Raw genomic sequence first — 24,222 nt, 5'->3', positions numbered from 1 at the left:
GGCTCTGCCTGCATCTAGTGTCGAGACTGGCTGTATCCCTGTAGGAGCGAGCTCTGCTCGCGAAGTGCTCCGGTTCGCGAGCAGAGCTCGCTCCTACGAGGTGCTTGGCAAATCGTAGTCCGGATGAAATCCGGGAACGGCGGTGGGACTTTCCCCGGATTCATCCGGGCTACCGACGGCACTTGCTCCACCGCAGCGCGCACCATACGCACCAACCGCCGCCCTCTCTCCCCATGAAAGGCCGAAATAAACCCGCCCTGGCTTCAACCCAAATCACCTAAGCCAGGCGACCAGCTGCCTCGCCGTGATTCCGATCAGCCACCATACTTCGCGCTGAGCGAGCAGGGCCTACTCACTCATCCATGATTGCCTCCCGCAATGCCCCCATCTGCCATCGATGATCGGGGCGTCGTCTTGGTGTGCCTGCCGTGCCGCCAGGAATTCGCGCGGACGCAATTGGAGGGAGTAGTCGCTTCGCCGGTGCCGGGCCCGGATATGCAGGGCGCAGCACCGGCTTCTCGATCTGTATGTAGTGGAACAACAGCGCTTGCGCTGTGGAAGCTGATTCCGCAGTTGCATGAACGACAAGAAGAGGTTCCGTGATCATCAACGCCGGTTCGATGCGGGCAATAAACATCGGAGTGATTCGACGAATCTTGATTTCGGCTGTCGCGTGCAGGGTGTCGGCGGGCAGGCTTCCGACCGACGGACAGAGCGGCAAGGGCGGGCAACTGCCGCCCCCGTTGCGCGCATTGGGACACAGCAAAGCAGCACTGTGCCTCCGTCCACCCGAAAACCGAACTCGTGCTCGGGAAGACAGCCATGCATACCATCCGCAACACCCTGGTGGTAGTGGATCCGCAGCAGCCTGAGGCCCTGGTCCTGAACCGGGCCAGAATGATCGCCAGCGCCACCCAGTCGCACCTGCACCTCCTGGCTTGCGACAGGCACCGCGACCATTCCTCCCACCTCGACGACCTGGGAGGAACGCTGGAAAAGGAGGGGTTCAGCGTCAGCGCCGAGCAGGCCTGGCACCACAACCCGCACCAGACCATCATCGCGGTGCAGCAGGCGCAGGGCTGCGGACTGGTGATCAAGCAGCACCTGCCCGATAACCCCATCATGAAATCCATCCTCACCCCGGAGGACTGGAAGCTGCTGCGCTACTGCCCCAGCCCGGTGCTGATCGTGAAAACCGCCAAACCCTGGAGCGACGGCACCATTCTCGCCGCCGTCGACGTGGGCAACAGCGATATCGAACACCGCGTGTTGCATGCCGGCATCGTCAGCCACGGCCACGACATCGCCAAACTGGCCGGCACTACCCTGCACATGCTGAGCGCCCACCCCTACCCCATGTTCTCGGCGCCGGACCCGGTGTTCCAGCGCAAGGAAAGCATCCAGGACTTCTACCGCGCGCAATGCAGGACACTGCAGAAGGAGTTCGGCATCGACGACGACCGCCTGCATATCGAAGAAGGTGCGGCCGATATCCTCATTCCCCAGATGGCCCACAAGCTCAATGCCGCGCTGACGGTAATCGGCAATGTGGCCCGCACCGGGCTGACCGGCGCCTTGATCGGCAACACCGCCGAGATGGTGCTCGACACACTGGAGAGCGATGTCCTGGTCCTCAAGCCGGACGACATCATCACCCACCTGGAAGAACTGGCAGCCCCGGCACAAGGCCCCCAGGAGCAGGCGACGCTGACGTCCTGGCCCTACAACCACCATAACCATCGGCTTTAGGAGGCCTGCGGCTCGTTGGTCGTGGCGGTACGGCGTTATCGACCAACGAGCACGTAGCTACGTAGGATGGGTGGAGCGGAGCGATACCCATGCGGACAGGGCTGATGGGTATCGCAAGCTCGCGGAACGCCGCCCGGCCCATCCTACGAACTTCATCCTGCTAGTCGGGCATTTCGATCGTCACAGGCAGAGCCGCTGACTCAGCCGGCCGCGTGGGTGGGGATAACTTCTGCGTGAAGCTTGATGCCGAGAGCCCGCGTCACCTTGAGGATGGTCGCGAAACTCGGGTTACCTTCACCCGACAGGGCCTTGTACAGGCTTTCGCGTCCGAGGCCAGTATCTCGCGCCAGCTGCGTCATGCCCTTGGCTCGGGCGATGGTGCCCAGCGCCCTGACAATGAACGCCGTATCGTCGCCGGCCTCCTCGATACAGGCTTCCAGGTAGAGCGCCATGTCCTCATCGGTCTTGAGGTATTCGGCGCTGTCCCATCTACGCAGTTTGACGTTGGTCATGCGGACCTCCTGAAGCCGACGCGCGATGCCGATCGCGGCCAGCCCGATCGATACGCGCCTGAATGCGCATGATGGTCCCCCAGCACAACGCCCGAGGCGACACCGGGCGTTGCCAAGCCGCCCGGGCGAGGCTATGGTGCGGCCGTCCTGGCAAATTCCAGGACCGGGTTTGGCGACCCGATTCGCAAAAGGCGCACAGGCGCCCACCATCCGATTGCAGGCGCTTTTTTGTGTCCGCAAAGTCGTGTCATGGCGGCTGTGCGCGGGAGACCGAAAGGTCTGCCGGGTTCCTTTTGCCCCGGTTCGCCAACCTGCGCACAGCTGCCACCCTAAATCGTTTGGCGACGATTCGTGGCAGCTCCCAAGCAAAAGGAGCTTTGCCCATGTACACCCGCACACCAGCAAGCAATACACGCGTCTGGCCTGCCACCATCGCCCTGGATCAGATAACCGCCGGAGGTGAGCCATGACCACCTTCGCCCGCATTGCCGATCTCCAGGGCGACCGCCTCCTGACCGCCGGCTACGCCCTCAGCACCATCGCCGACCTGCTGGGCTGCGACGGCCTCGAACACCACCTGAGCGACCGGGACCTGAAAGGCCTGCACCACGCCGTCAAGACCATCTCGGAGCTGATGAAGTGCTCGGCGATGGACCTGTACAAGGTTGCCGACAAAATCGACAGGCAAAGCTGAAAGGTGCATGGCCAAGGCACCAGGCCATGGCCCGCCCCAGGAAAAACAAAAAGCCCCGCAGAACCTGCGGGGCTTTTTGTCTGGATCATGGTGCCGGTAAGAGGAATCGAACCCCCGACCTTCTCATTACGAATGAGCTGCTCTACCGACTGAGCTACACCGGCGAAGTGGCAAAATTAGCATCTGCCACAGCGCGGTTCAACAAGTAATCTAACTTACTTGCACTACATCTATCCCATCGCCCCCAAAAATTCATTTTTACTGACTGAAGGCACACTTATCGGCCTGCGGCAATGGCCGCTTCTGCCAATTCTTTTGCGGGACGATATCCCGTAATTAGCTGCCCATTTCCAAAAATGATGGTTGGTGTCCCCTGAACACCAACAAACTGCCCCAACTCATACTGTCCCGCCACTGGATTGACACAATCCACTTTCCTAAGCTCGTCACCGTCAACAGCCTCATCCATAGCCGCTTGACGATCCTTAGCACACCAGACAGCTACCATAGTCTTGTACGCTTCTGTATCCAGGCCTTTTCTCGGGTATGCCAAATAGCGCACGGTAACACCTAGAGAATTAAGCGTCTCAAGTTCCTCATGCAGCTTGTGGCAGAACGGACACTCAACATCCGTAAAAATCGTAACCTGGGCTCTTTCCCGCTCAGCGCGGTAAATCACTAATTCACTTTCAGGAAGTGATTTAACCATTTCGGCCAAGCGCTTAGCCGTAAGCTCTGCAGTTAAATTTCGAGCACCACTCTCCTGCACCTCATACAAGTAGCCTTGCATTAGGTATTTCCCATCCGGGCTACTGTATAAAACACGCCCGCCACGAAGCTCAACTTGATACAACCCAGGAAGTGAGCTTGGCGCAATTCGCTCAATTGGCGTTGTCAAGCCAGAACGCTTAACCGCCGATGATATATCCTCGACAGACCCCGCATTTGCAACCATCGCAAAGAGAGCAAAAACCCAGAAAAATACCTGCCTCATCTCAGCCACCAAAAATTGGATCACGCCCAACGAAATACGCCCGCTGTTCGCAGGCGTATTCCGAGGCGACAGGGATTAGCGGAAGTTTTGAGGAACTACCGCATCAGGGCAGGTAGTAGCGGTACCGTTCCACCCCTGAATTGGTGCAGGAGCCACAACCAATACGTTTGCTGCGTCGGTGGGAGTCAGCACCAAGTTGCATGCAGCTGCAACACCAGCAGCAGTTGTAACACCCACGGTAATCACGCCACCAGCGACAGTGGGTGCGCTACAGAACTGAGTTGCAACGTTGGTGCAACCTGCTGCCGCGGCGCTCGCAGGAAGGCCGGCACCGGGGTTGGAAGAATAGGTTTCGGTTACGGCTGCCTTACACGCAGCGGCCAAGCCCGCACACTCAGTAACACGAGCGCGAGTCGTATAATCTTGATATGCGGGAAGCGCAATCGCAGCCAAAATGCCAATAATGGCAACCACGATCATGAGTTCGATGAGGGTAAAACCTTTTTGAGCCTTCATATGCAATCTCCAATTGGTGAAGGTCGGCTGACCTGATCATCCTCCTGCATAGTTCATGCCACGCAACCACAAATCTTCTTTCATCCATCCATCTGGTAAAACACTACTCAGTTAGCCGATTGACCAACGACAGAAGACACACCCTACCCAGACCCTCACAGACAAAAACTGACCCATTTTGTCACCCTCAACAGCCATATTTGGCGCCGCAGATCAACTACGTTATAAGGCAATGTCACAACTGGCAGACTGATGCTCACCATGACCGAGACCGCCCCCACGCTATCTGGCCTGGCCAAACAACTGGTGCTGACCAACCTGCTCGACGAGCGGAGCGCCCTGCAGGCCAATACCCAGGCTCAGCGCAACAAGATCCCGCTGATCACCTACCTGGTGCAGAACAAGCTGCTGAAAAGCCGCGACCTGGCGGAGATGGCGGCTGAGCAGTTCGGGGTGGCTTTCCTTGACCTGAGCTGCATCGATAAGGATGCCCAGCCCAAGGAACTGGTCAGTGAAAAACTGATCCGCCAACATCGGGCGCTCCCCTTGTGGCGTCGTGGCAACAAGCTGTTCGTTGGCATCTCCGACCCCACCAACCACCAGGCCGTCACTGATATCCAGTTCAGTACTGGCCTGAATACCGAGGCCATCCTGGTCGAAGATGACAAGCTGGGCGATGCCATCGAGAAATTCTTCGAAAGCGCCACCAATGGGATGGAGGACCTGGGGGATGTCGACCTGGATGGCATCGATGTTGAGGCGGTCGATGACGACAAGAAAGACAGCCCAGGCGGTGTAGATGCCGACGATGCCCCAGTGGTGCGCTTCGTCAACAAGATGCTGCTTGATGCGATTCGCGGTGGCTCCTCGGACTTGCATTTCGAGCCCTATGAGCGCTCCTACCGGGTGCGCTTCCGTACTGATGGTATGTTGCATGAGGTGGCCAAGCCGCCGATCCAGTTGGCCAGCCGTATCGCCGCACGCCTCAAGGTAATGGCCGCGCTGGATATTTCCGAACGGCGCAAGCCCCAGGACGGCCGGATCAAGATGAAGATTTCCAAGACGAAATCCATCGACTTCCGCGTCAATACCCTGCCCACCCTCTGGGGCGAGAAGATCGTGATGCGGATCCTCGACCCCACCAGCGCACAGATGGGCATCGATGCCCTGGGTTATGAGGAAGAGCAGAAAGAGCTTTATCTCGCCGCCCTGAAGCAACCCCAGGGCATGATCCTGGTCACCGGCCCCACCGGCTCGGGCAAGACCGTTTCCCTCTATACGGGCATCAATATCCTCAACACGGTAGATATCAATATTTCCACGGCCGAAGACCCGGTGGAGATCAACCTGGAAGGGGTCAACCAGGTCAACGTCAACCCCAAGCAGGGCCTGGACTTCGCCCAGGCCCTGCGCTCCTTCCTGCGCCAGGACCCGGATGTGATCATGGTCGGCGAGATCCGCGACCTGGAGACCGCCGAAATCGCCATCAAGGCGGCCCAGACCGGGCATATGGTGCTCTCCACCCTGCACACCAACAGCGCCGCCGAGACCCTGACCCGCCTGCGCAATATGGGTGTGCCGGCCTTCAATATCGCCACGTCGGTGAACCTGATCATCGCCCAGCGCCTGGCACGCAAATTGTGTAGCCATTGCAAGAAGGAGCTGACCATTCCGCGGGAGACCCTGATCGAGGAGGGCTTCCCGGAGGCAAAAATCGGCAGCTTCAAGCTTTATGGCCCCGTGGGCTGCGATAACTGCAACCAGGGTTACAAGGGCCGAGTGGGTATTTATGAAGTGGTTAAAATCACGCCGGCCATGCAGCAGCTTATTATGGAGGAAGGCAACTCCATCCAGATCGCCCAGCAGGCGCGCCGCGATGGCTTCAATGACCTGCGAACCTCGGGCCTGGTTAAAGCGATGAACGGCATTACCAGCCTGGAGGAAGTCAACCGCGTGACCAAGGATTAACCATGGCGGAAAAAGCGCTTAAAACCAGTACCTTCGCCTGGGAAGGCACCGACAAGAAAGGCGCCAAGATCAAGGGCGAGATCAGCGGACAGAACCCGGCACTGGTCAAGGCCCAGCTGCGCAAGCAGGGCATCAACCCCACCAAGGTACGCAAGAAGTCCCCTTCCCTGCTCAGCGCCGGGAAGAAGATCAAGCCCATGGACATCGCCCTGTTCACCCGGCAGATGGCCACCATGATGAAGGCGGGTGTGCCGCTGATGCAGTCCTTCGACATCATTGGCGAAGGCTTCGAAAAACCGGCCATGCGCACCCTGGTGAATGAGGTCAAACAGGAAGTGGCCGCCGGTAATAGCCTGGCCAATTCTCTACGCAAGAAGCCGGACTATTTCGACGAACTCTATTGCAACCTGGTGGACTCTGGCGAACAGGCCGGCGCCCTGGAAACCCTGCTGGACCGTATCGCCACCTACAAGGAAAAGACCGAGGCGCTAAAGGCCAAGATCAAGAAGGCGATGAATTACCCAATTGCCGTGGTAGTGGTCGCCATCATCGTTTCCGCCATCCTGCTGATCAAGGTGGTCCCTCAATTCCAGTCGGTTTTTGCCAACTTCGGTGCGGAACTCCCGGCCTTCACCCTGATGGTCATCGGTCTTTCCGAAATCCTCCAGGAATGGTGGTTCATCGTCCTGCTCGGGTTCTTTGTCGTCGGCTTCGCGATCCAGCAGGCCCATAGGAAATCGGCGAGTTTCCGCGACTGGGTCGACCACACCGTACTCAAGCTGCCGATCGTCGGCGATATTCTCTACAAGTCCGCCGTTGCCCGTTTCGCTCGAACTCTCGCCACCACTTTCGCCGCCGGCGTCCCCCTTGTGGATGCTCTCGACTCCGTAGCAGGCGCCAGCGGCAATGTGGTGTTCAAGAATGCCGTGCTGAAGATCAAGCAGGACGTATCCACCGGTATGCAGTTGAACTTCTCCATGCGTACGACTGGAGTTTTCCCGGCAATGGCCACCCAGATGACCGCCATCGGCGAGGAATCCGGCGCACTGGACGAGATGCTCGACAAGGTTGCCAGCTTCTACGAAGCGGAGGTAGATAACGCCGTAGACGGGCTCACGTCCTTGATGGAACCGCTGATCATGGCCGTCCTTGGCGTGCTTGTCGGAGGCCTGATCATCGCCATGTACCTCCCCATCTTCCAACTCGGCAACGTCGTCTAACCATGCAATTGATCGACTTTCTGGCCAGCCACGCGCTGGCCTTTGTTTTGCTCGCCCTGCTGCTCGGCCTGTTGCTGGGCAGTTTCCTCAATGTGGTGATTTACCGCTTGCCGCAGATGATGTTCCGCGATTGGCAGGAGCAAGCGCGGGAGGCCCTGAGCCTGCCGGAAGAGCCCAAGGGACCGGTGTTCAACCTGGTGCTGCCGAATTCCCGCTGCCCCCACTGCAGCCATGAAATCCGCGCCTGGGAAAATATCCCGCTGGTCAGCTATCTCGCCCTGGGCGGCAAGTGCTCGGCCTGCAAGGCCCCCATCAGCAAGCGCTACCCGCTGGTGGAACTGGCCTGTGGCCTGCTCTCGGCCTATGTGGCCTGGCATTTCGGTTTCGGCTGGCAGGCCGGCGCCTTCCTGCTGCTGACCTGGGGCCTGCTGGCGATGAGCATGATCGATGTCGACCACCAGTTGCTGCCCGATGCGCTGGTGCTGCCGCTGCTCTGGCTGGGCCTGATCCTCAATAGCCAGGGCCTGTTCACCAGTCTCGATCACGCACTCTGGGGCGCGGTGGCCGGCTATATGAGCCTGTGGTCGGTGTACTGGCTGTTCAAGCTGGTGACCGGCAAGGAAGGCATGGGCCATGGTGACTTCAAGCTGCTGGCCATGCTCGGCGCCTGGGGCGGCTGGCAGGTGCTGCCGCTGACCATCCTGCTGTCGTCCCTGGTGGGCGCCGTACTGGGGTTGATCATGCTGCGTCTGCGCAACCAGGATACCGCCACGCCCATCCCCTTCGGCCCCTACCTCGCCATTGCCGGCTGGATTGCGCTGCTCTGGGGTGATCAAATAACGGCGACCTATCTGCAGTTCGCCGGTTTCAAATGAACAAACCCTGGATTCTTGGCCTTACAGGCGGCATCGGCAGCGGCAAGAGCGCCGTCGCCGCCCATTTCAGCGATCTCGGCGTGCACCTGGTGGATGCCGACCAGGCCGCGCGCTGGGTGGTGGAGCCCGGCCGCCCGGCCCTGGCGAAGATCGCCGAGCACTTCGGCAGCGAGGTCTTGCAGGCCGACGGCCAGCTGGACCGCGCCGCCCTGCGCCAGCGCATTTTCGATAACGCGGACGAGCGCCGCTGGCTGGAGGGCCTGCTGCACCCGCTGATCGGCCAGGAAATCAGCCAGTACCTGGCGCAGGCCGAATCCCCCTATGCCATCCTCGTCTCGCCGCTGCTGGTCGAGTCCGGCCAGCACCGTTTCACCCAGCGCGTATTGCTGGTGGACGCCCCGGAAGCCATGCAGGTGCAGCGCACCATGCAGCGGGACAAAGTGCCCGAAGAGCAGGTCCAAGCCATATTGAAGGTACAGGCCAGCCGCGAAGAGCGACTGAAGCACGCCCACGACGTACTGCTCAACGACCGCGACCTGAGCTGGCTGCGTGCCGAGGTGGAGCGCCTGCACAACTTCTACCTGACCCTGCGAGGAGGCCAGCCATGAGCCAACCCGTCACTGTGGAGTGCCCGACCTGCGGCGCTCCGGTGGAATGGGGCCCGCAAAGCCCCTCCCGCCCCTTCTGTTCCGAACGCTGCAAACTGATCGACCTTGGCGCCTGGGCCGCCGAGGAGCATGCGATCCCCGGCAACGATCTGGAAGACGACCTGTTCTCCGGCGACCTGCCGCCCCGCGAGCATTGATTGCTGTTTCGGCCATTTACCGGGGACGGTAGGAATTCGCAGGGTGCGCTGTGTGCACCCTGCGCCTACGAGTGGTTTCCTGGTGCGCACAGCGCACCCTACATCGGCGCTCCCTGCATCAGCGCTCAAGGGCGCATGAAGCCGTAGTCGCGCTCCGGGTCGAGGTTGTCGGCGAGGAAGGTCAGTTCCTGCGCCAGATCCTCCGCCGAACGCAGCTCCGCGCTGCGTTCGACCACTGCGCTCAGCAGGGCGCGCAAGGCCAGCTCTTCGGTAAAGCCAACCGCCTTCGCGGCTTCCAGGTTCTGCGCAAGAGCGGTCCGCGCCCAATTGTGAATGCCCATCTCGTCTGCTCCTTGGTTCCGGTGGATAGAAAAGCGCTGCACGGATTCCCGCCCGGCCGTAGGGTGGACCACGCTTCACCGGTCCACCATTCGGGGTCCGGCCGGGCCCTGTTGGTGGATGTAAAAAGCGACATCCACCCTACACACGGATTCCCGTCTGGCCGCCCTTACGCAGGCCGGAGTTCCGCGTAGGGTGAAAATCCACAGGGTGGATTTCCACCATCCCCATGGACCAGCAGCACTCTAGCGAGCGACGCCCCACGATAATTGACCCGGGTCAGGTCCGGGGGCGGGATCGAGCGGGTGAATCTCCGGCCATCAGCCGTAGGGTGGACCACGCTTCACCAACAAAAGCGCTGAAGGCTGGAGGCTGGAGGCTGGACGAAAAGCGGGATGTGGGGGCGAATTCATTCGCGAAGGGCCGCGCAGCGGCCCCGTAGGGTGGACCACGCTTCACCGGTCCACCTTTCGTGGTTCGCCCGGGCTCCGCTGGTGGATGTAAAAAGCGACATCCACCCTACGCACGGGGACAATTCGTTCAGCCTCCAGCCTCCAGCCCCGTAGAGCCCACCCTACGCACGTGGATGCCCCTGAATGAGCCCCGCCCATCAGCGGGGGTCGTCGTCCTTCCAGGGCGCCTGGAGGTAACGGGTGCGATTGAAGGTTTCCAGCCACTCGGGGCAGAACACCACCAGGGCGGTCACGGCGGTGCCGTTGATGAAGGCCTCGGGAAACATCACCAGCCAGAGGTAGCCGATGAAGTCTTCCAGCCAGGGCGGCATGGGAAAGACGCCGTCCACCCACAGCACCCCGAGCCCGATGAGGACGCAGAGCAAGGCGGCCAGGGCGGCGGGAAAGAAGCCGCAGCAGAAGATGTACACGAACAGGTTGCGCGGCTGGTAATGCTCCACCCACTTGGCGCAGAGCTCGGTGACCAGCACCGGCAACAGCACCAGCAGCGCGCCGTTGACGCCCAGGGCCGCCAGGTCCTGCTTGCCCAGCGCCAGCAGGCCCAACTGCGCCGTCAGGCCGCCCAGCACGGCCAGGGGCCAGTCGAGCAACAGGGTGACCGCGGTCATGCCGATGAAGTGAAAGGACAGGCCCGAGGCGAAGTCCCGGCGCAGCAGCCAGAGAATGAAGAGCACCAGCACGGTGCCGAACACCAGGTGCTGGCGACGGGAATCGCTGAACAGCTCGACCCAGGGCGCACGCCAGATGGCCCAGGCCAGCACGGGTAGATAGATGGCCCAGCCGAGGGTCAGGGATTCCGTGGAGAGGAGTTCGGCAGCGATCACGGCACCAGGGACTCCAGCGCGGCACGCAGGGCGGCGGCATCGGCGAACTCCCGCTGCTCGGCGAGCTTGCCGTGGTCGAGCCGCAGCCAGAGCACCCGGGATGCCTGGCCGGGGTAGCGGCTGGCGACGCGGGATTCACGGTCCAGCAGGACGCGGTAGTTGTAGTCGCGCATGGCGGGAACGGCGAAGAGCCTGGACACCAGCGCCGGCATGCGGCTGATGTCGGCCAGGAACACCGCGCGGCGGCCTTCCAGGTAACCCTTGGGCTGGCCCTCCAGCGCTGCCTTGACCAGCTTGGCGCCGTCCATGTCGCGGGCCACCAGCAGCAGCTGCAAGCGGTCGTCCAGGCTGTAGGGCTGCTCGTACTGATCCAGCAGGGTCCAGGGGGCCAGGCGCTCGCCGACTTCCAGCGCCTGGCTCAGGGTCGCCAGCAGGCAGAGCATCAACCCAAGGCAGATCCGCATCGATTCAGTCTCCAGTGGTCGAGTAGACCCGAATGTCCTCACGCTCCGACCAGCCCGGCTGCATCTGCCAGAAGGCCAGCGCCTCCGGCGCCTCCTCGAGCACGAACACATGGGACTTGCGGATACCCAGCTGGGCCAGGCGACGCAGCGCTTCCTGCAGCAGCGCCCGGGCCCAGCCCTTGCCGCGGTACGGCACGTCGACCACCAGGTGCTGCAGGTAACCCCGACGCCCGTCATGCCCGACCAGCAGGCTGCCCGCCACATGGCCGCGCTCGTCCTCGAGCAGCAGGCTGAGGCTGGGATTGCGTTGCAGGTAGGCGCAGAAGGGCTCCAGCTCGTCCTCCGCGCGCAGGCGGATTCCCGGCGTGCGGCGCCAGAGTTCGAGCAGGTGGACGTGGTCGGCAGCGGTGATCGGGCGAATGCGCATGGCGGGCTCCCGGCAGGTTCTGGAAGTTTACACTGCGCTGGCGGACGTCAACCTGCGCGCATTTGTCGCGACGGCACCGCCGCAGAGTCGTCGGGGGTACCCAGAGCCCGGGCCGCAGGGCTAAGCTGCGGAACATGAACGAGTCCGACTACCTGCGCCTGCTCACGCGGCAGGCCGAGCAAGCCAACGACTTCCTGTCGAACGCGCGCAAGTGGGAACGTGAGCGCTGGGTGTGCCAACGGCTCCTGCAAGCGCTCAACCTGTCCTATCGCCTGGAGGATTTCACCACCGGCCAGGAGCCACCGGACGTGCAGTTCCGCGAAGCCAACTTCGAGGTCTTCTTCGTGCTGGACGAAGGCCGCCGCCTCAACGAGGAATGGCGCGCCGAGCTGGAGCGGCGCCGCAGCGCCTTCTCCCTCGCGCAACTGGTGCGCCGGGAAAGCCGCCCGAGGCGCATCGCCGCCGCCGAGCTGCAGGCACGCCTGGCGCCAACGCTGCGCAAGAAGGCGCGCAACTATGGTGAACGCGGCCTGGACCCGGGCGATCTCGACCTGCTGGCATTCGTCAACCTCAAGCGCGCGACCCCGGACTTCAACAGCCCTTTTCCACCACCCACGGAATACCTGCGCCAGGGTTGGCGCTCGCTGTCGCTGGTGGGGCCGAACTTCGCCCGGGTCCTGTTCGCCCACCGGGACGCGCCGGACTTCCTGCGCAACAATCTCGGCCGCACCATTCTGTTCGACGTGGGGATGGGCCTGTAGCCGCGCCCATGCAATTTTCCCCCGCCGCGCGTTGAGCCCCCGTGAATTCGCCGGCTAGAATGCCCGTCATTCCAAAGTCGAGGCCCCCCATGCCCAGCCGCCTGACGCCCGAAGACCAACAGAAGGTCGACCAGTACCTGAACCTGCCGCAGCACCAGGTGGAACGCCAGCCGTTCCGCCCGTGGCGCCTGCTGTGGATCGTACTGGGCGTGGTGATCGCCCTGGGCCTCCTCAGCCGCCTCCTGAGCCGACTGGTGCTATGAGCTGCCTCCTGCGCTCGCCCTCGGCGAACAAGAATTCCTATAGCCTTGTGAGACCTTCCCATGTCCCATCGCATCGTGATCGTCGGCGGCGGCGCCGGCGGCCTGGAGCTCGCTACCCGTCTGGGTAGAACCCTCGGCAAGAAAGGCCTGGCCAAGATCGTCCTGGCCGACGCCAACCTCACCCATATCTGGAAACCCCTGCTGCATGAAGTGGCTGCCGGTTCGCTCAACTCCACGGAGAACGAGCTGAACTACGTGGCCCAGGCCAAGTGGAACCACTTCGAGTTCCAGCTCGGCCGCATGAGCGGGCTGGACCGCCAGCGCAAGGTCATCCAGCTGGCCGCCACCCATGACGAGGAAGGGCGCGAGCTGGTGCCGGCACGTGAACTGGCCTATGACAGCCTGGTCCTGGCGGTCGGCAGCACCACCAACGACTTCGGCACCGAAGGCGCGGCGCAGCACTGCATCTTCCTCGACACCCGCGAGCAGGCCGAGCGCTTCCACCGCCAGATGCTCAGCCATTACCTGCGCGCCCATGCCCAGCAGAACGCCAGCGACCAGATCAGCGTCGCCATAGTCGGGGCCGGCGCAACCGGTGTGGAACTGGCGGCCGAACTGCACCACGCCGCTCGGGAACTGGCCGCCTACGGCCTGGACAGTATCCAGCCGGAAAACATGCGCATCACCCTGATCGAGGCCGGCCCGCGCGTGCTGCCGGCCCTGCCGGAACGCATCAGCGCCCCGGTGCATCGCACCCTGGAAAAGCTCGGCGTCACCGTGATGACCGGCGCCGCGGTGAAGGAGGTGACCGCGGACGGCCTGCTCACCGCCCAGGGCGAGAAGATCGCCGCCAGCCTCAAGGTCTGGGCCGCCGGCATTCGTGCGCCGGCCTTCCTCAAGGACCTCGACGGCCTGGAAAGCAACCGCATCAATCAACTGGTGGTGCGCCCTACCCTGCAGACCACCCGCGATGACGATATCTTCGCCTTCGGCGACTGCGCCGCCTGCCCCCTCGGCGACGGCAGCGAACGCAACGTCCCACCGCGGGCCCAGGCCGCGCACCAGCAGGCGTCGCTGCTGGTCAAGGCGTTCAAGCTGCGCCTGCAGGGCCAGCCCCTGCCGGACTACCAGTACCAGGACTACGGCTCGCTGATCTCGCTGTCGAGCTTCAGCGCCGTGGGCAATCTGATGGGCAACCTGATGGGCAGCGTGAAGCTGGAAGGCTGGCTGGCGCGGATGTTCTACATCTCGCTCTACCGCATGCACCAGATGGCGCTCTACGGCGGCTTCCGCACCTTCCTGCTGATGCTCAGCGACCGCATCGGCCGCAGCACGGACCCGCGCCTGAAGCTTCACTGACCGGGCAGGCCTGCTTGGCGAATGAATTCGCCCCCACAGGGTGTAGCCCGGAGGCGGTGCGGCGCCGGCGCGAGTCACCCCTCTCCCTTCAGGGAGAGGGGCCGGGGGAGAGGGAAATGAGCCTCGCTCGGACCTCCAGGGGCAGGCCTTCGGCCTGCTTGGCGAATGAATTCGCCCCTACAGGGTGTAGCCCGGAGGCGGTGCGGCGCCAGCGCGAGTCACCCCTCTCCCTTCAGGGAGAGGGGCCGGGGGAGAGGGAAATGTGCCCCGCTCGGACCTCCACGGGCAGCCCTTCGGCCTGCTTGGCGAATGAATTCGCCCCTACAGGGCTCGGTGTCGGGCGGGGCGCCGATTTGCTCCCCTCTCCCTCCGGGAGAGGGGCCGGGGGAGAGGGATGCCGTGCCCCGCTCGGACCTCCAGGGGCAGGCCTTCGGCCTGCTTAGCGAATGAATTCGCCCCCACAGGGCTCGGTGTCGGGCGGGACGCCGATTTGCTCCCCTCTCCCTTCAGGGAAAGGGGCCGGGGGAGAGGGATGCCGTGCCCCGCTCGGACCTCCAGGGGCAGGCCTTCGGCCTGCTTAGCGAATGAATTCGCCCCCACAGGGTGTAGCCCGGAGGCGGTGCGGCGCCGGCGCGAGTCATCCCTCTCCCTTCAGGGAGAGGGGCCGGGGGAGAGGGAAATGAGCCTCGCTCGGACTTCCATGGGCAGCCCTTCGGCCTGCTTGGCGAATGAATTCGCCCCTACAGGGTGCCCAGCGACAAATGCAGCAAAACGGATAACCAAAAACAAAAAAGCGGCGAGGCTTTCGCCTTGCCGCTTCTTCGGACCTCCCGGGAGGTCTTTTATGGTGGGTCGTGTAGGATTCGAACCTACGACCAATTGGTTAAAAGCCAACTGCTCTACCGACTGAGCTAACGACCCAAATTTGAGGTGGTCGGGGTAGAGAGATTCGAACTCCCGACATCCTGCTCCCAAAGCAGGCGCGCTACCGGACTGCGCTATACCCCGTCTGGAAGTTGGCTCCGCGACCTGGACTCGAACCAGGGACCCAATGATTAACAGTCATTTGCTCTACCGACTGAGCTATCGCGGAACTTCGGTCTTCCAACTCATCAGCGCTTTCCGTTTTAGTTCGGGATCGCGTTGCTGAGGCGCGCCATTTTACGTATCGCGAACTCGCTGTCAACCCCCAAAAACACGAATTCCGACAATGACTTGCAGATGGCCGTCCAAGTGCTATACCTGAGCCGTGGCGAGAGTGTTGCAGGTCGTGGTCGCGACCGGTCTCCCTACAGGACGGCTATGAGCAATCAGGATCGACCCCCACCCCCTCCAGGCCCCGTGACGACCCTGTCCAGCCGCGGTATCCAGCCTCGCTTCAGTGAATTGGTGCAGAGCTGCCGCAAGCTGGTGATGAACCGCCTCGCGGAACATCTGACCGGTGTCTTCGGCCAGGTCGACGACACCCTCTTCGAATGCGCCGAGAAGGCCGAGAACAACCAGGTCCAGACGCTGTTCTTCGACAGCATGCGGGACATCCGCAAGCAACGTCCGCAGATCGAGCGCGCCTACCACCAGCGCATCGCCAAGAGTTTCGAGGATTTCCTCAGCGGCAAGCTGAAGCCCGAGACGGATACCGGCGATCTGAGCGCCGACCATTTGCAACTGCTGGGCAACGACGAATACGAGGAAAACCTGCTGGTCACCAACATGGTCAGCCGGGTGAAGGCGCGCTGCGCGCAATCCCTGTTCGCCCTCGACCAGCGCCTCGCGGTGCTCAACGGCGGTCGCAAGCTGGGCGACGACGACAACCCCTTCGGACCGCAGGCCGTGGCACTGGCCTTCCGCGAGGCGCTGGAGCCCTGCCCGTTTCCGCTGCGGATCAAGACCATCCTCTACATGCTCTTCGACCAGCATGTGATGCAGGGCCTGGACAGTGTCTACGAGGCCCTCAACCAGCGGCTGGTCCAGGCCGGGGTGCTGCCCAACCTCAAGTACAGCGTGCAGCGCTCCACCAGCGTTCCCCATCCGCAATCGGCTTCCGCCGGACAAACACCGCCCGGCCAGGCGCCACAGCAGCCGACGCAACCCCAGGCCGGCGCACAGCCCAGCGGACCGCTCGACTTGTCCGCCGCGCCGCCCAGCGACCCCGGCCAGCTCTTCAGCGGCCTGGCCAGCCTGCTCGGCGAACGCCGCCTGCACCACGGCGACGCGCCGCTGCCCGGCGGCACACCGAGCATTTCCAGCTTCGCTCCGCGCGGCGCGACCCGGACCTACAGCGCCGCGGAACTCCTGGAAGCCCTGAATCGCCTGCAGCAGCAGTCCGCCCAGGACCTGGCCAGCAAGCTGCGCCAGCCCCAGCGCGTCGAAGGCCTGAAGGCCGAACTGCAGCAGCAACTGGAAAGCCACAGCCATCTGCCCGGCCAGCAGAAACTGCCCGACTACGAAGCTGACGTGATCGACCTGGTGGGCATGCTCTTCGACTTCATTCTCGACGATGACAATCTGGCTGATGTCTACAAGACCGCCCTCTCCCACCTGCACACGCCCTATCTGAAGGTCGCCCTGCAGGACAAGGCGCTCTTCACCCAGCACCATCACCCCGCTCGCCGGCTGCTCAACAGCATGGCCCAGTCGGGCGTCCTCTACGCCGGCGAAGGCGAGGAGCGCGGGCTGCTGGCGAAGATGCAGTGGGTGGTGGAGCGTGTCGTCCACGGTTTCAGCGGCGACCTGCTGCTGTTCGACAGCCTGCTGGACGAGTTCAACGAATACGTCGGCACGCTGCGGCACAAGGTGGAGCTGCGCGAACAACGCGCCGTGGAAGCCGCCAAGGGCCGCGACAAGCTGCTGGGCGCCCGCCAGCAGGCGGTGGACGTGATTGGCCGGCTGCTGGCCGGCCGCGAGTTGCCGGGCATCATCCAGAACTTCCTCGAACTCACCTGGACCGATGTGCTGGTCTTCGTCCTGCTTCGCCATGGCGACCGCAGCAACGAATGGCAGCGCTCGGTGGAAGTGGCCGAGCAACTGGCCTGGAGCGGTACTCCGCTGGATGCCGACGGCCGCGCCCGCCTGCAGCAGATGCGCATCCCCATGCTCGAGGACCTGCGCAAAGGGCTGGAGCTGCTGGGCGGTTACCACGAGGACGGCATCCGCCGCCTGCTCCAGGACCTGGTGGCCTGCCAGCACGCCGTGCAGTCGCAGCAGCCCCAGGTCGCCGCACGCATCCACAGCCCGCTGCCGGAGAGCAAGCTGGGCGAGATGCTTGGCGAAGATGCCGAACTGGCCAATTCGCCTCGGCCAGCCAACCTGACCAGCCGCGCCCAGCTCTTGATGAAGGAACTCGCCCAGGTGGAGTTCGGCACCTGGTTCGAATTCATCGACGGCCCGGAATCCCGCGCCCTCAAGCTTTCCTGGTTCAGCCCGACCACCCACAACTACATGTTCGTCGATCACAGCGGCCAGCGCGTGGCGATCGTGCCCATCACCCAGCTGGCCCAGGACATGGACCAAGGGCTGGTACGCCTGGTGCCGCCGGAGCGCAGTGCGCCCCTCGTGGATCGCGCCATGAGTGCCATCTACCGGGTCTTGCAGCGCTTTACCGGGCGCACCGCCTGAGTCTGCCTAGGAGTTCGCCATGGAAGAACGTCGCCAGCACAGCCGCCACGCCACAGAACTGCAGCTGGAGGTTTTCGATCTGCATTCAGGGCAGCGCCTGGGCCGCATCGTCGACCTGTCCATGGACGGCTTCATGCTGCTGGGCGAAACGCCGCTGGTCGCCGACTCGGTACTCGAATGCCGCCTGGTGCCCCTGACCTGGGTCGAGGGAATAGAGGAAGTGCGCCTGGGCGCCGACTGCCTGTGGACTCGCTCGGGCGAGGACGAACGCAACTGCTGGGCGGGATTCCACATCATCGACCTGGCGGAGGACCAGGCGGCCATCCTGGCGACCCTGCTGGAATTCATTCGCGCGCCGTAAGACAAGCACACCTGTCAATCCCGCCGATGGGTTTCGCTCCGCTCTACCCATCCTACGGCTCGCCTGAGGCTCTGTGCGCGGCTAGTGCCGTAGGGTGGACCACGCTTCACCGATCCACCTTTCGGAGTTCGGCCAGGCCCTGTTGGTGGATGTAAAAAGCGACATCCACCCTACACAAGGCCCCATGGCTTTCTTTTCGAGATGGCCGTCAGCTGAAGACGATGTCCTCGCCTTCCACCCTGGCGGTGATGCTCGCACCCGGCGCGAACTGGCCGGCCAGGATCTGCTGGGCCAGCGGGTTTTCGATCCAGCGCTGGATCGCCCGCTTCAGCGGACGGGCGCCATAGACGGGGTCGTAACCCACGGCGATCAGCTTGTCCAAAGCCTCCCGGCCCAGTTCCAGGCTCAGCTCGCGCTCGGCCAGGCGTTTGCGCAGGCGCTGCAGCTGGATTTCGGCGATGCCGCCGATCTGTTCGCGGCCCAGGGGCTCGAACACCACCACTTCGTCGATCCGGTTGATGAACTCGGGGCGGAAGTGCAGGTTCACCGCATCCATCACCGCGGCGCGCTGGGCCTCGCGGTCGCCCACCAGTTCCTGGATCTGCGCGGAGCCCAGGTTGGAGGTCATCACCACCACCGTGTTGCGGAAGTCGACGGTACGGCCATGGCTGTCGGTCAGGCGGCCGTCTTCCAGCACCTGGAGCAGGATATTGAAGACGTCCGGGTGGGCCTTCTCCACCTCGTCCATCAGCACCACGGAATAGGGTTTGCGGCGCACGGCCTCGGTCAGGTAGCCGCCCTCCTCATAACCGACGTAGCCGGGCGGGGCACCGATCAGGCGAGCCACGGAGTGCTTCTCCATGAACTCGGACATGTCGATGCGCACCAGTGCCTCCTCGGTGTCGAAGAGGAATTCGGCCAGCGCCTTGCACAGTTCGGTCTTGCCCACCCCGGTCGGGCCGAGGAAGAGGAAGGAGCCGCTGGGCCGGTTAGGGTCGGCCAGGCCCGCGCGGGAACGGCGCACGGCGTTGGCGACCGCGACCACGGCTTCGTGCTGGCCGATGACCCGCTTGTGCAGGCCCTCTTCCATCTGCAGCAGCTTCTCGCGCTCGCCTTCCATCATCTTGGCCACCGGGATGCCGGTCCACTTGGAGACCACTTCGGCGATCTCTTCGTCGGTGACCTTGTTGCGCAGCAACTGGTTCTCGGTCTTGCCGTGCTGGTCGACCATCTGCAGGCTGCGCTCGAGGTCCGGAATCACGCCGTACTGCAGCTCGGCCATGCGTTGCAGGTCGCCCTTGCGGCGCGCGGCCTCCATGTCCTGGCGGGCCTGTTCGATCTTCTGCTGGATCTGCGCCGAGCCCTGCACCTCGGCCTTTTCCGACTTCCAGATCTCTTCGAGGTCGGCGTATTCGCGCTCGAGCTTCTGGATGTCTTCTTCCAGCTTGGCCAGGCGCTTCTTCGCCGCGTCGTCCTCTTCCTTCTTCAGCGCCTCGCGCTCGATCTTCAGCTGGATCAGGCGGCGATCCAGGCGGTCCAGGGCCTCGGGCTTGGAGTCGATCTCCATGCGGATGCGGCTGGCGGCTTCGTCGATCAGGTCGATGGCCTTGTCCGGCAACTGGCGGTCGGTGATGTAGCGGTGCGACAGCTTGGCCGCGGCGATGATGGCGCCGTCGGTGATGGTCACGCCGTGGTGCACCTCGTAGCGCTCCTTGAGGCCGCGGAGGATGGCGATGGTGTCTTCTTCGCTCGGCTCGTCCACCAGCACCTTCTGGAAGCGGCGCTCCAGCGCGGCGTCCTTCTCGATGTACTGGCGGTATTCGTCGAGGGTGGTGGCGCCGACGCAGTGCAGCTCGCCGCGGGCCAGGGCCGGCTTGAGCATGTTGCCGGCGTCCATGGCGCCCTCGGCCTTGCCGGCGCCGACCATGGTGTGCAGTTCGTCGATGAACAGGATGATCCGGCCTTCCTGCTTGGCCAACTCGTTGAGCACGCCCTTCAGGCGCTCCTCGAACTCGCCGCGGAACTTGGCACCGGCGATCAGCGAGCCCATGTCCAGGGCCAGCAGGCGCTTGTCCTTCAGACCATCCGGCACTTCGCCATTGACGATGCGCTGGGCCAGGCCTTCGGCGATGGCGGTCTTGCCGACGCCGGGCTCGCCGATCAGCACAGGGTTGTTCTTGGTGCGGCGCTGCAGCACCTGGATGGTGCGGCGGATTTCGTCATCGCGGCCGATCACCGGGTCCAGCTTGCCCTCTTCGGCGCGCTTGGTCAGGTCGACGGTGAACTTGTCCAGGGCCTGGCGGGCCTCCTCGACATTCGGGTCGTTCACCGCCTGGCCGCCGCGCAGGTTGGCAACGGCGTTCTCCAGGGCCTTGCGGGTCACACCCTGGCCGAGCAGCAGCTTGCCGAGACGGCTGTTCTCGTCCATGGCGGCGAGCAGCACCAGTTCACTGGAAATGAACTGGTCGCCCTTCTGCTGGGACAGGCGATCCGCCTGGTTGAGCAGGCGCGCGAGGTCCTGGGACAGGTTCACGTCGCCGGTGGGGTTCTGGATCTTCGGCAGGTGGTCGAGTTCGCGGGTCAGGCCCTGGCGCAGGGCCATCACATCGAAGCCCACCTGCATCAGCAGGGGCTTGATGGAGCCGCCCTGCTGGTCGAGCAGGGCCAGGATCAGGTGTACGGGCTCGATGGCCGGGTGGTCGTGGCCAACCGCCAGGGACTGGGCATCGGAAAGTGCCAGTTGCAGCTTGCTGGTCAAACGGTCGATTCGCATGGGTTCGTCCTTCCTTCAGATAGCGGGCGGCACGATGACGGCGCCAGATACGAATACCCGCCGGGATGAAGCTTAGATAAGGACGATTCTGGTGGATTCAACCTTTGTGAAATTGACCGGGGTCAGGAAAGCATGGGGCTCATATATGTGCGGGGGCGAACTCATTCACTCGTACGTAGGGTGGACCACGCTTCACCGGTCCACCTTTCGCGGCTCACCCGGGCCCTGCTGGTGGATGTGAAAAGCGACATCCACCCGGTGGCGTCAGTCGGCCAGCCAGACCAGGCTGGCGAAACGGCCGGTCTGCGCGGCGCGGCGGTAGGAATAGAAGCGCGGGTCGCTGACGGTGCAGAAGCCCCCGCCGTACACGGCCGTTACACCACGGGCAGCCAGGCGGATGTGCGCCAGCTGGTAGATATCGGCCATGAACTTCCCGGCATTGGCGCTGGGCTGGAACGCCCGCTCGGTCTCGGGATGCCGGGCGACGAAGGCTTCGCGCACCTCGGGCCCGACTTCGAAGGCGGACGGGCCGATGGCCGGCCCGAGCCAGATCAGCACCTCTTCCGGCGGCAGCGCCAGGGCATCGAGGGTCGCCTCCAGCACGCCATTGGCCAGCCCGCGCCAACCGGCATGGGCGGCGGCGACCTTGCTGCCGGCGCGGTCGCAGAACAGCGCGGGCAGGCAGTCGGCGGTCAGCACCGCGCTGGCGATGCCGGGTTCGGCGGTCCAGCTGCCGTCCGCCTCATCCACCTGGGCGGGATTGGCCTGCACCACGCGCACACCGTGCACCTGGCTGAGCCAGGCCGGCCGGCAGCCCAGGGCGTCGGTCAGCGTCTGGCGATTGCGTTCGACGGCCTGCAGGTCGTCGCCGACATGGCTGCCGAGGTTCAGGCCTTCATAGGGCGGCAGGCTGACGCCTCCCTCGCGGGTGGTGACGCAGGCCTTGACCCGCGAAGGGGCGGGCCAGTCGGGCGTCAGCCAGGCGTTCATTGCTCGAAGGACTCGCGGTCCTGGCGCAGCAGGCTGAGCAGCCAGACGAAATCGTCGGGCAGCGGCGATTCCCACTTCATGCGTTCGCCGGTCACCGGGTGGTCCAGTTCGAGGAAGCGCGCATGCAGGGCCTGGCGCGGGAAATCCTTGAGGGTCTGCACCAGGGTCGGGCTCGCGGCCGGCGGAATGCGGAAACGCCCGCCGTAGACCGGGTCGCCCACCAGCGGAAAGTTCACATAGGCCATGTGCACGCGGATCTGGTGGGTACGGCCGGTTTCCAGCTTGACGCGGGTGTGGGTGTGGGAGCGGAAGCGCTCCAGCACGCGATAGTGGCTGACCGCCGGCTTGCCACCGGCGACCACGGCCATGCGCTGGCGCTGCTGGCCATGGCGGCCGATGGGCGCGTCGACCTTGCCGCCGGAGGTGATCACGCCGACCACCACCGCCTCGTAGACGCGGCTCACGCTGCGGGCCTGCAGCTGCGCCACCAGGCTGGTGTGGGCTTCGAGGGTCTTGGCCACCACCATCAGGCCGGTGGTGTCCTTGTCCAGGCGGTGGACGATGCCTGCCCGCGGCACGTTCTCCAGCCCCGGCACATGGTGCAGCAGGGCGTTCAGCAGGGTGCCGTCGGCATGCCCGGCGGCCGGATGCACCACCAGGCCGGCCGGCTTGTCCAGCACCAGCAGTTGTTCGTCCTCGTAGACGATATTCAGCTCGATGTCCTGGGCCACCCACTCGCCCTGGGATTCCTGCTCGGCGTTCAGCTCCAGCTGCGCACCGCCATAGACGATGTCGCGCGGACGCAGCACGCTGCCGTCGACGGTGAGGAGTCCGTCCTTGATCCAGCCGGCGAGGCGGGACCGGGAGTGCTCGGAAAAGAGTTGCGCAGCGACCTGGTCAAGACGTTGCCCGCCCAGTTCGGACGGCACTTCGGCGCTGAGTTGGATGACTTGCTTGGTATTGGAGGACATGTTCGGGAACAGAGGGGGCGCAGCCTTTGGTTTCGGTTACGCGCTTGTGGTTAAATACCGCGTCTTTGTCCCGGGGTTCCGGGGCGCCCATCATAACAGGACGGCTGCAGCCAAGACAGCCAGCCGTCACAGGGACGCAAGCCGCCATGCAAGTGAAACACCTGCTGCTGATCGCCACTCTCGCCCTCACCGCCGCCTGTTCTTCCAACAAGGAAGTGGTGGACGAGAACCTGAGCGAGGCCGAGCTGTACCAGCAGGCCCAGGCCGACCTGGACAACAACAGTTACACCCCCGCCGTCGCCAAGCTGAAGGCCCTGGAATCCCGCTATCCGTTCGGCCGCTACGCCGAGCAGGCCCAGCTGGAACTGATCTACGCCTACTACAAGAACGTCGAACCCGAGGCCGCCAAGTCCGCCGCCGAGCGTTTCATCCGCCTGCACCCGCAGCATCCGAACGTCGACTACGCCTACTACCTGAAGGGCCTGGCCTCCTTCGAACAGGATCGCGGCCTGCTGGCGCGCTTCCTGCCGCTGGACATGACCAAGCGCGATCCCGGCGCCGCCCGCGACTCCTACAACGAGTTCGCCCAGCTCACCACCCGCTACCCGAACAGCCGCTACGCCCCGGACGCCAAGCAGCGCATGATCTACCTGCGCAACCTGCTGGCCGCCTACGAAATCCATGTCGCCCACTACTACCTGACCCGCCAGGCCTATGTCGCCGCCGCCAACCGGGGCCGCTACGTGGTGGAAAACTTCCAGGAGACCCCCGCCGTCGGCGACGGCCTGGCCGTGATGATCGAGTCCTACGAGCGCCTGGGGCTCGACGAACTGGCGGCCTCCAGCCTGGAAACCCTGAAGCTGAACTACCCGGACCACCCGAGCCTGGTGGACGGCCAGTTCGTGCCGCGCGAAGAAGAGGCCGACAACCGCTCCTGGCTGGCCAAGGCCACCCTGGGCCTGATCGAGAGCGACGCGCCGCTGCCCCCGGGCGAGACCCGCGCCGCCCAGGACGTGATCAAGCAGTACGAAGACGCCAAGGAACAGATTCCGCAGGAACTGCTGCCGGAAAACCAGGACGAAGTGCAGGAAGAAGAGCCGGAAGAAGAGCCCCAGTCGAAAGCCGACGACGGCGGCCGTTCCTGGTTCAGCTACATGACCTTCGGGCTGTTCGACTGACGCATTGCCCAAATGAAAAAGGGAGGCCCGATGGCCTCCCTTTTTCATTCCAGGCCCTGACGGCGCCTTGTGGGAGCGGGACCCTGGTTGC

At 63.8% G+C, this 24,222-nt stretch carries 23 protein-coding genes and 4 tRNA genes; 13 read left to right on the top strand and 14 right to left on the bottom strand.

Annotation, left to right across the window (positions count from 1 at the left end):
• The first annotated feature begins 822 nt into the window (after window positions 1-822).
• On the top strand, window positions 823-1,749 hold the full coding sequence (locus ACFPU0_RS20735) for a universal stress protein (RefSeq protein WP_377695159.1): 927 nt from the start codon (window positions 823-825) through the stop codon (window positions 1,747-1,749).
• A 200-nt stretch (window positions 1,750-1,949) separates the two neighbouring features.
• On the opposite strand, the gene ACFPU0_RS20730 is transcribed toward ACFPU0_RS20735, so the two are convergent.
• The gene (locus ACFPU0_RS20730; protein ID WP_377695158.1) at window positions 1,950-2,261 is read right to left on the bottom strand and encodes an addiction module antidote protein; all 312 of its coding nucleotides are present in this window, start codon (window positions 2,259-2,261) and stop codon (window positions 1,950-1,952) included.
• Window positions 2,262-2,727: 466 nt separating this feature from the next.
• On the opposite strand from ACFPU0_RS20730, the gene ACFPU0_RS20725 reads away from it, so the two are divergent.
• Complete coding sequence (locus ACFPU0_RS20725; protein WP_377695157.1) at window positions 2,728-2,955, top strand: hypothetical protein; 228 nt, start codon at window positions 2,728-2,730, stop codon at window positions 2,953-2,955.
• An 88-nt stretch (window positions 2,956-3,043) separates the two neighbouring features.
• Here the strand turns inward: ACFPU0_RS20725 and ACFPU0_RS20720 are convergent.
• The 3 genes from ACFPU0_RS20720 to ACFPU0_RS20710 all read right to left on the bottom strand — a co-directional run bounded on the left by ACFPU0_RS20720 (window position 3,044) and on the right by ACFPU0_RS20710 (window position 4,465).
• Window positions 3,044-3,119 (bottom strand) — tRNA-Thr (locus tag ACFPU0_RS20720).
• A 113-nt stretch (window positions 3,120-3,232) separates the two neighbouring features.
• Entirely contained in the window at window positions 3,233-3,949 is a 717-nt protein-coding gene (locus ACFPU0_RS20715) for a thioredoxin fold domain-containing protein (protein WP_377695156.1), read from the bottom strand.
• A gap of 75 nt (window positions 3,950-4,024) precedes the next feature.
• On the bottom strand, window positions 4,025-4,465 hold the full coding sequence (locus ACFPU0_RS20710) for a pilin (RefSeq protein ID WP_377695155.1): 441 nt from the start codon (window positions 4,463-4,465) through the stop codon (window positions 4,025-4,027).
• A gap of 261 nt (window positions 4,466-4,726) precedes the next feature.
• Here ACFPU0_RS20710 and pilB point away from each other — a divergent pair, with 261 nt between their 5' ends.
• From pilB to yacG, 5 genes are read left to right on the top strand one after another with little or no spacing between them, the layout of a single operon-like run.
• Window positions 4,727-6,433 (top strand): type IV-A pilus assembly ATPase PilB, encoded by a 1,707-nt coding sequence (gene pilB / locus ACFPU0_RS20705; RefSeq protein ID WP_377695154.1) that lies wholly within the window; start codon window positions 4,727-4,729, stop codon window positions 6,431-6,433.
• Between the two features lie 2 nt (window positions 6,434-6,435).
• Window positions 6,436-7,653: a type II secretion system F family protein gene (locus ACFPU0_RS20700; RefSeq protein WP_377695153.1), complete on the top strand. Its 1,218-nt coding sequence runs from the start codon at window positions 6,436-6,438 to the stop codon at window positions 7,651-7,653.
• Window positions 7,654-7,655: 2 nt separating this feature from the next.
• Window positions 7,656-8,528, top strand: a complete 873-nt coding sequence (locus ACFPU0_RS20695) for a prepilin peptidase (protein WP_377695152.1) — start codon at window positions 7,656-7,658, stop codon at window positions 8,526-8,528.
• Window positions 8,525-9,136 carry a dephospho-CoA kinase gene (coaE, locus tag ACFPU0_RS20690; RefSeq protein ID WP_377695151.1) on the top strand — a complete coding sequence of 204 codons (612 nt, stop codon included), beginning with the start codon at window positions 8,525-8,527 and terminating at the stop codon, window positions 9,134-9,136. The genes ACFPU0_RS20695 and coaE overlap by 4 nt, the downstream gene beginning before the upstream one ends.
• Window positions 9,133-9,333, top strand: coding sequence for a DNA gyrase inhibitor YacG (yacG, locus tag ACFPU0_RS20685; RefSeq protein WP_377695150.1), 201 nt, complete (start codon window positions 9,133-9,135; stop codon window positions 9,331-9,333). The genes coaE and yacG overlap by 4 nt, the downstream gene beginning before the upstream one ends.
• Before the next feature lie 125 nt (window positions 9,334-9,458).
• Here yacG and ACFPU0_RS20680 read toward each other — a convergent pair whose 3' ends face one another.
• The 4 genes from ACFPU0_RS20680 to ACFPU0_RS20665 form a co-directional block, all read right to left on the bottom strand.
• On the bottom strand, window positions 9,459-9,674 hold the full coding sequence (locus ACFPU0_RS20680; protein WP_377695149.1) for a hypothetical protein: 216 nt from the start codon (window positions 9,672-9,674) through the stop codon (window positions 9,459-9,461).
• Between the two features lie 608 nt (window positions 9,675-10,282).
• Window positions 10,283-10,969: an energy-coupling factor ABC transporter permease gene (locus ACFPU0_RS20675; RefSeq protein WP_377695148.1), complete on the bottom strand. Its 687-nt coding sequence runs from the start codon at window positions 10,967-10,969 to the stop codon at window positions 10,283-10,285.
• Window positions 10,966-11,433 (bottom strand): FAD/FMN-containing dehydrogenase, encoded by a 468-nt coding sequence (locus ACFPU0_RS20670; RefSeq protein WP_377695147.1) that lies wholly within the window; start codon window positions 11,431-11,433, stop codon window positions 10,966-10,968. Before ACFPU0_RS20670 ends, ACFPU0_RS20675 begins: the two co-directional genes overlap by 4 nt.
• Before the next feature lie 4 nt (window positions 11,434-11,437).
• Window positions 11,438-11,860, bottom strand: a complete 423-nt coding sequence (locus ACFPU0_RS20665; RefSeq protein ID WP_377695146.1) for a GNAT family N-acetyltransferase — start codon at window positions 11,858-11,860, stop codon at window positions 11,438-11,440.
• 134 nt (window positions 11,861-11,994) lie between these two features.
• Here ACFPU0_RS20665 and ACFPU0_RS20660 point away from each other — a divergent pair, with 134 nt between their 5' ends.
• From ACFPU0_RS20660 to ACFPU0_RS20650, 3 genes are all read left to right on the top strand, one after another.
• Entirely contained in the window at window positions 11,995-12,621 is a 627-nt protein-coding gene (locus ACFPU0_RS20660) for a DUF1780 domain-containing protein (protein ID WP_377695145.1), read from the top strand.
• 89 nt (window positions 12,622-12,710) lie between these two features.
• Window positions 12,711-12,884, top strand: a complete 174-nt coding sequence (locus ACFPU0_RS20655; protein WP_377695143.1) for a DUF3094 family protein — start codon at window positions 12,711-12,713, stop codon at window positions 12,882-12,884.
• A gap of 60 nt (window positions 12,885-12,944) precedes the next feature.
• On the top strand, window positions 12,945-14,243 hold the full coding sequence (locus ACFPU0_RS20650) for an NAD(P)/FAD-dependent oxidoreductase (protein WP_377695142.1): 1,299 nt from the start codon (window positions 12,945-12,947) through the stop codon (window positions 14,241-14,243).
• An 845-nt stretch (window positions 14,244-15,088) separates the two neighbouring features.
• Here the strand turns inward: ACFPU0_RS20650 and ACFPU0_RS20645 are convergent.
• From ACFPU0_RS20645 to ACFPU0_RS20635, 3 genes are all read right to left on the bottom strand, one after another.
• A tRNA-Lys gene (locus ACFPU0_RS20645) sits at window positions 15,089-15,164 on the bottom strand.
• 10 nt (window positions 15,165-15,174) lie between these two features.
• Window positions 15,175-15,251, bottom strand: a tRNA-Pro gene (locus ACFPU0_RS20640).
• A 9-nt stretch (window positions 15,252-15,260) separates the two neighbouring features.
• Window positions 15,261-15,336, bottom strand: a tRNA-Asn gene (locus tag ACFPU0_RS20635).
• Window positions 15,337-15,545: 209 nt separating this feature from the next.
• Here ACFPU0_RS20635 and ACFPU0_RS20630 point away from each other — a divergent pair.
• The gene (locus tag ACFPU0_RS20630; RefSeq protein WP_377695141.1) at window positions 15,546-17,858 is read left to right on the top strand and encodes a DUF1631 domain-containing protein; all 2,313 of its coding nucleotides are present in this window, start codon (window positions 15,546-15,548) and stop codon (window positions 17,856-17,858) included.
• A 19-nt stretch (window positions 17,859-17,877) separates the two neighbouring features.
• Window positions 17,878-18,219, top strand: coding sequence for a PilZ domain-containing protein (locus tag ACFPU0_RS20625; RefSeq protein ID WP_377695140.1), 342 nt, complete (start codon window positions 17,878-17,880; stop codon window positions 18,217-18,219).
• 208 nt (window positions 18,220-18,427) lie between these two features.
• Here ACFPU0_RS20625 and clpB read toward each other — a convergent pair whose 3' ends face one another.
• The 3 genes from clpB to rluD form a co-directional block, all read right to left on the bottom strand.
• The gene (gene clpB / locus ACFPU0_RS20620; RefSeq protein WP_377695139.1) at window positions 18,428-20,992 is read right to left on the bottom strand and encodes an ATP-dependent chaperone ClpB; all 2,565 of its coding nucleotides are present in this window, start codon (window positions 20,990-20,992) and stop codon (window positions 18,428-18,430) included.
• 264 nt (window positions 20,993-21,256) lie between these two features.
• A complete protein-coding gene (pgeF, locus tag ACFPU0_RS20615; protein WP_377695138.1) occupies window positions 21,257-21,982 on the bottom strand; it encodes a peptidoglycan editing factor PgeF in 726 nt (241 codons plus the stop codon).
• Window positions 21,979-22,953, bottom strand: a complete 975-nt coding sequence (gene rluD / locus ACFPU0_RS20610; RefSeq protein ID WP_377695136.1) for a 23S rRNA pseudouridine(1911/1915/1917) synthase RluD — start codon at window positions 22,951-22,953, stop codon at window positions 21,979-21,981. Before rluD ends, pgeF begins: the two co-directional genes overlap by 4 nt.
• 146 nt (window positions 22,954-23,099) lie before the next feature.
• On the opposite strand from rluD, the gene ACFPU0_RS20605 reads away from it, so the two are divergent.
• Complete coding sequence (locus ACFPU0_RS20605; protein WP_377695135.1) at window positions 23,100-24,131, top strand: outer membrane protein assembly factor BamD; 1,032 nt, start codon at window positions 23,100-23,102, stop codon at window positions 24,129-24,131.
• Window positions 24,132-24,222 lie beyond the last annotated feature (91 nt).

This window comes from Pseudomonas sp. GCM10022186 (genome assembly GCF_042656385.1).
Classification (GTDB): domain Bacteria; phylum Pseudomonadota; class Gammaproteobacteria; order Pseudomonadales; family Pseudomonadaceae; genus Metapseudomonas.
Note: the sequence above shows the minus strand (reverse complement) of the source record. Positions and strands in the feature narration are given on the sequence as shown.

Bases quoted from the DNA above. Each gene is read 5' to 3' on its own strand.
- ACFPU0_RS20735 (WP_377695159.1), top strand. From the start codon at position 823: ATGCATACCATCCGCAACACCCTGGTGGTAGTGGATCCGCAGCAGCCT.
- ACFPU0_RS20730 (WP_377695158.1), bottom strand. From the start codon at position 2,261: ATGACCAACGTCAAACTGCGTAGATGGGACAGCGCCGAATACCTCAAG.
- ACFPU0_RS20725 (WP_377695157.1), top strand. From the start codon at position 2,728: ATGACCACCTTCGCCCGCATTGCCGATCTCCAGGGCGACCGCCTCCTG.
- ACFPU0_RS20715 (WP_377695156.1), bottom strand. From the start codon at position 3,949: ATGAGGCAGGTATTTTTCTGGGTTTTTGCTCTCTTTGCGATGGTTGCA.
- ACFPU0_RS20710 (WP_377695155.1), bottom strand. From the start codon at position 4,465: ATGAAGGCTCAAAAAGGTTTTACCCTCATCGAACTCATGATCGTGGTT.
- pilB (WP_377695154.1), top strand. From the start codon at position 4,727: ATGACCGAGACCGCCCCCACGCTATCTGGCCTGGCCAAACAACTGGTG.
- ACFPU0_RS20700 (WP_377695153.1), top strand. From the start codon at position 6,436: ATGGCGGAAAAAGCGCTTAAAACCAGTACCTTCGCCTGGGAAGGCACC.
- ACFPU0_RS20695 (WP_377695152.1), top strand. From the start codon at position 7,656: ATGCAATTGATCGACTTTCTGGCCAGCCACGCGCTGGCCTTTGTTTTG.
- coaE (WP_377695151.1), top strand. From the start codon at position 8,525: ATGAACAAACCCTGGATTCTTGGCCTTACAGGCGGCATCGGCAGCGGC.
- yacG (WP_377695150.1), top strand. From the start codon at position 9,133: ATGAGCCAACCCGTCACTGTGGAGTGCCCGACCTGCGGCGCTCCGGTG.
- ACFPU0_RS20680 (WP_377695149.1), bottom strand. From the start codon at position 9,674: ATGGGCATTCACAATTGGGCGCGGACCGCTCTTGCGCAGAACCTGGAA.
- ACFPU0_RS20670 (WP_377695147.1), bottom strand. From the start codon at position 11,433: ATGCGGATCTGCCTTGGGTTGATGCTCTGCCTGCTGGCGACCCTGAGC.
- ACFPU0_RS20665 (WP_377695146.1), bottom strand. From the start codon at position 11,860: ATGCGCATTCGCCCGATCACCGCTGCCGACCACGTCCACCTGCTCGAA.
- ACFPU0_RS20660 (WP_377695145.1), top strand. From the start codon at position 11,995: ATGAACGAGTCCGACTACCTGCGCCTGCTCACGCGGCAGGCCGAGCAA.
- ACFPU0_RS20655 (WP_377695143.1), top strand. From the start codon at position 12,711: ATGCCCAGCCGCCTGACGCCCGAAGACCAACAGAAGGTCGACCAGTAC.
- ACFPU0_RS20650 (WP_377695142.1), top strand. From the start codon at position 12,945: ATGTCCCATCGCATCGTGATCGTCGGCGGCGGCGCCGGCGGCCTGGAG.
- ACFPU0_RS20630 (WP_377695141.1), top strand. From the start codon at position 15,546: ATGAGCAATCAGGATCGACCCCCACCCCCTCCAGGCCCCGTGACGACC.
- ACFPU0_RS20625 (WP_377695140.1), top strand. From the start codon at position 17,878: ATGGAAGAACGTCGCCAGCACAGCCGCCACGCCACAGAACTGCAGCTG.
- clpB (WP_377695139.1), bottom strand. From the start codon at position 20,992: ATGCGAATCGACCGTTTGACCAGCAAGCTGCAACTGGCACTTTCCGAT.
- pgeF (WP_377695138.1), bottom strand. From the start codon at position 21,982: ATGAACGCCTGGCTGACGCCCGACTGGCCCGCCCCTTCGCGGGTCAAG.
- rluD (WP_377695136.1), bottom strand. From the start codon at position 22,953: ATGTCCTCCAATACCAAGCAAGTCATCCAACTCAGCGCCGAAGTGCCG.
- ACFPU0_RS20605 (WP_377695135.1), top strand. From the start codon at position 23,100: ATGCAAGTGAAACACCTGCTGCTGATCGCCACTCTCGCCCTCACCGCC.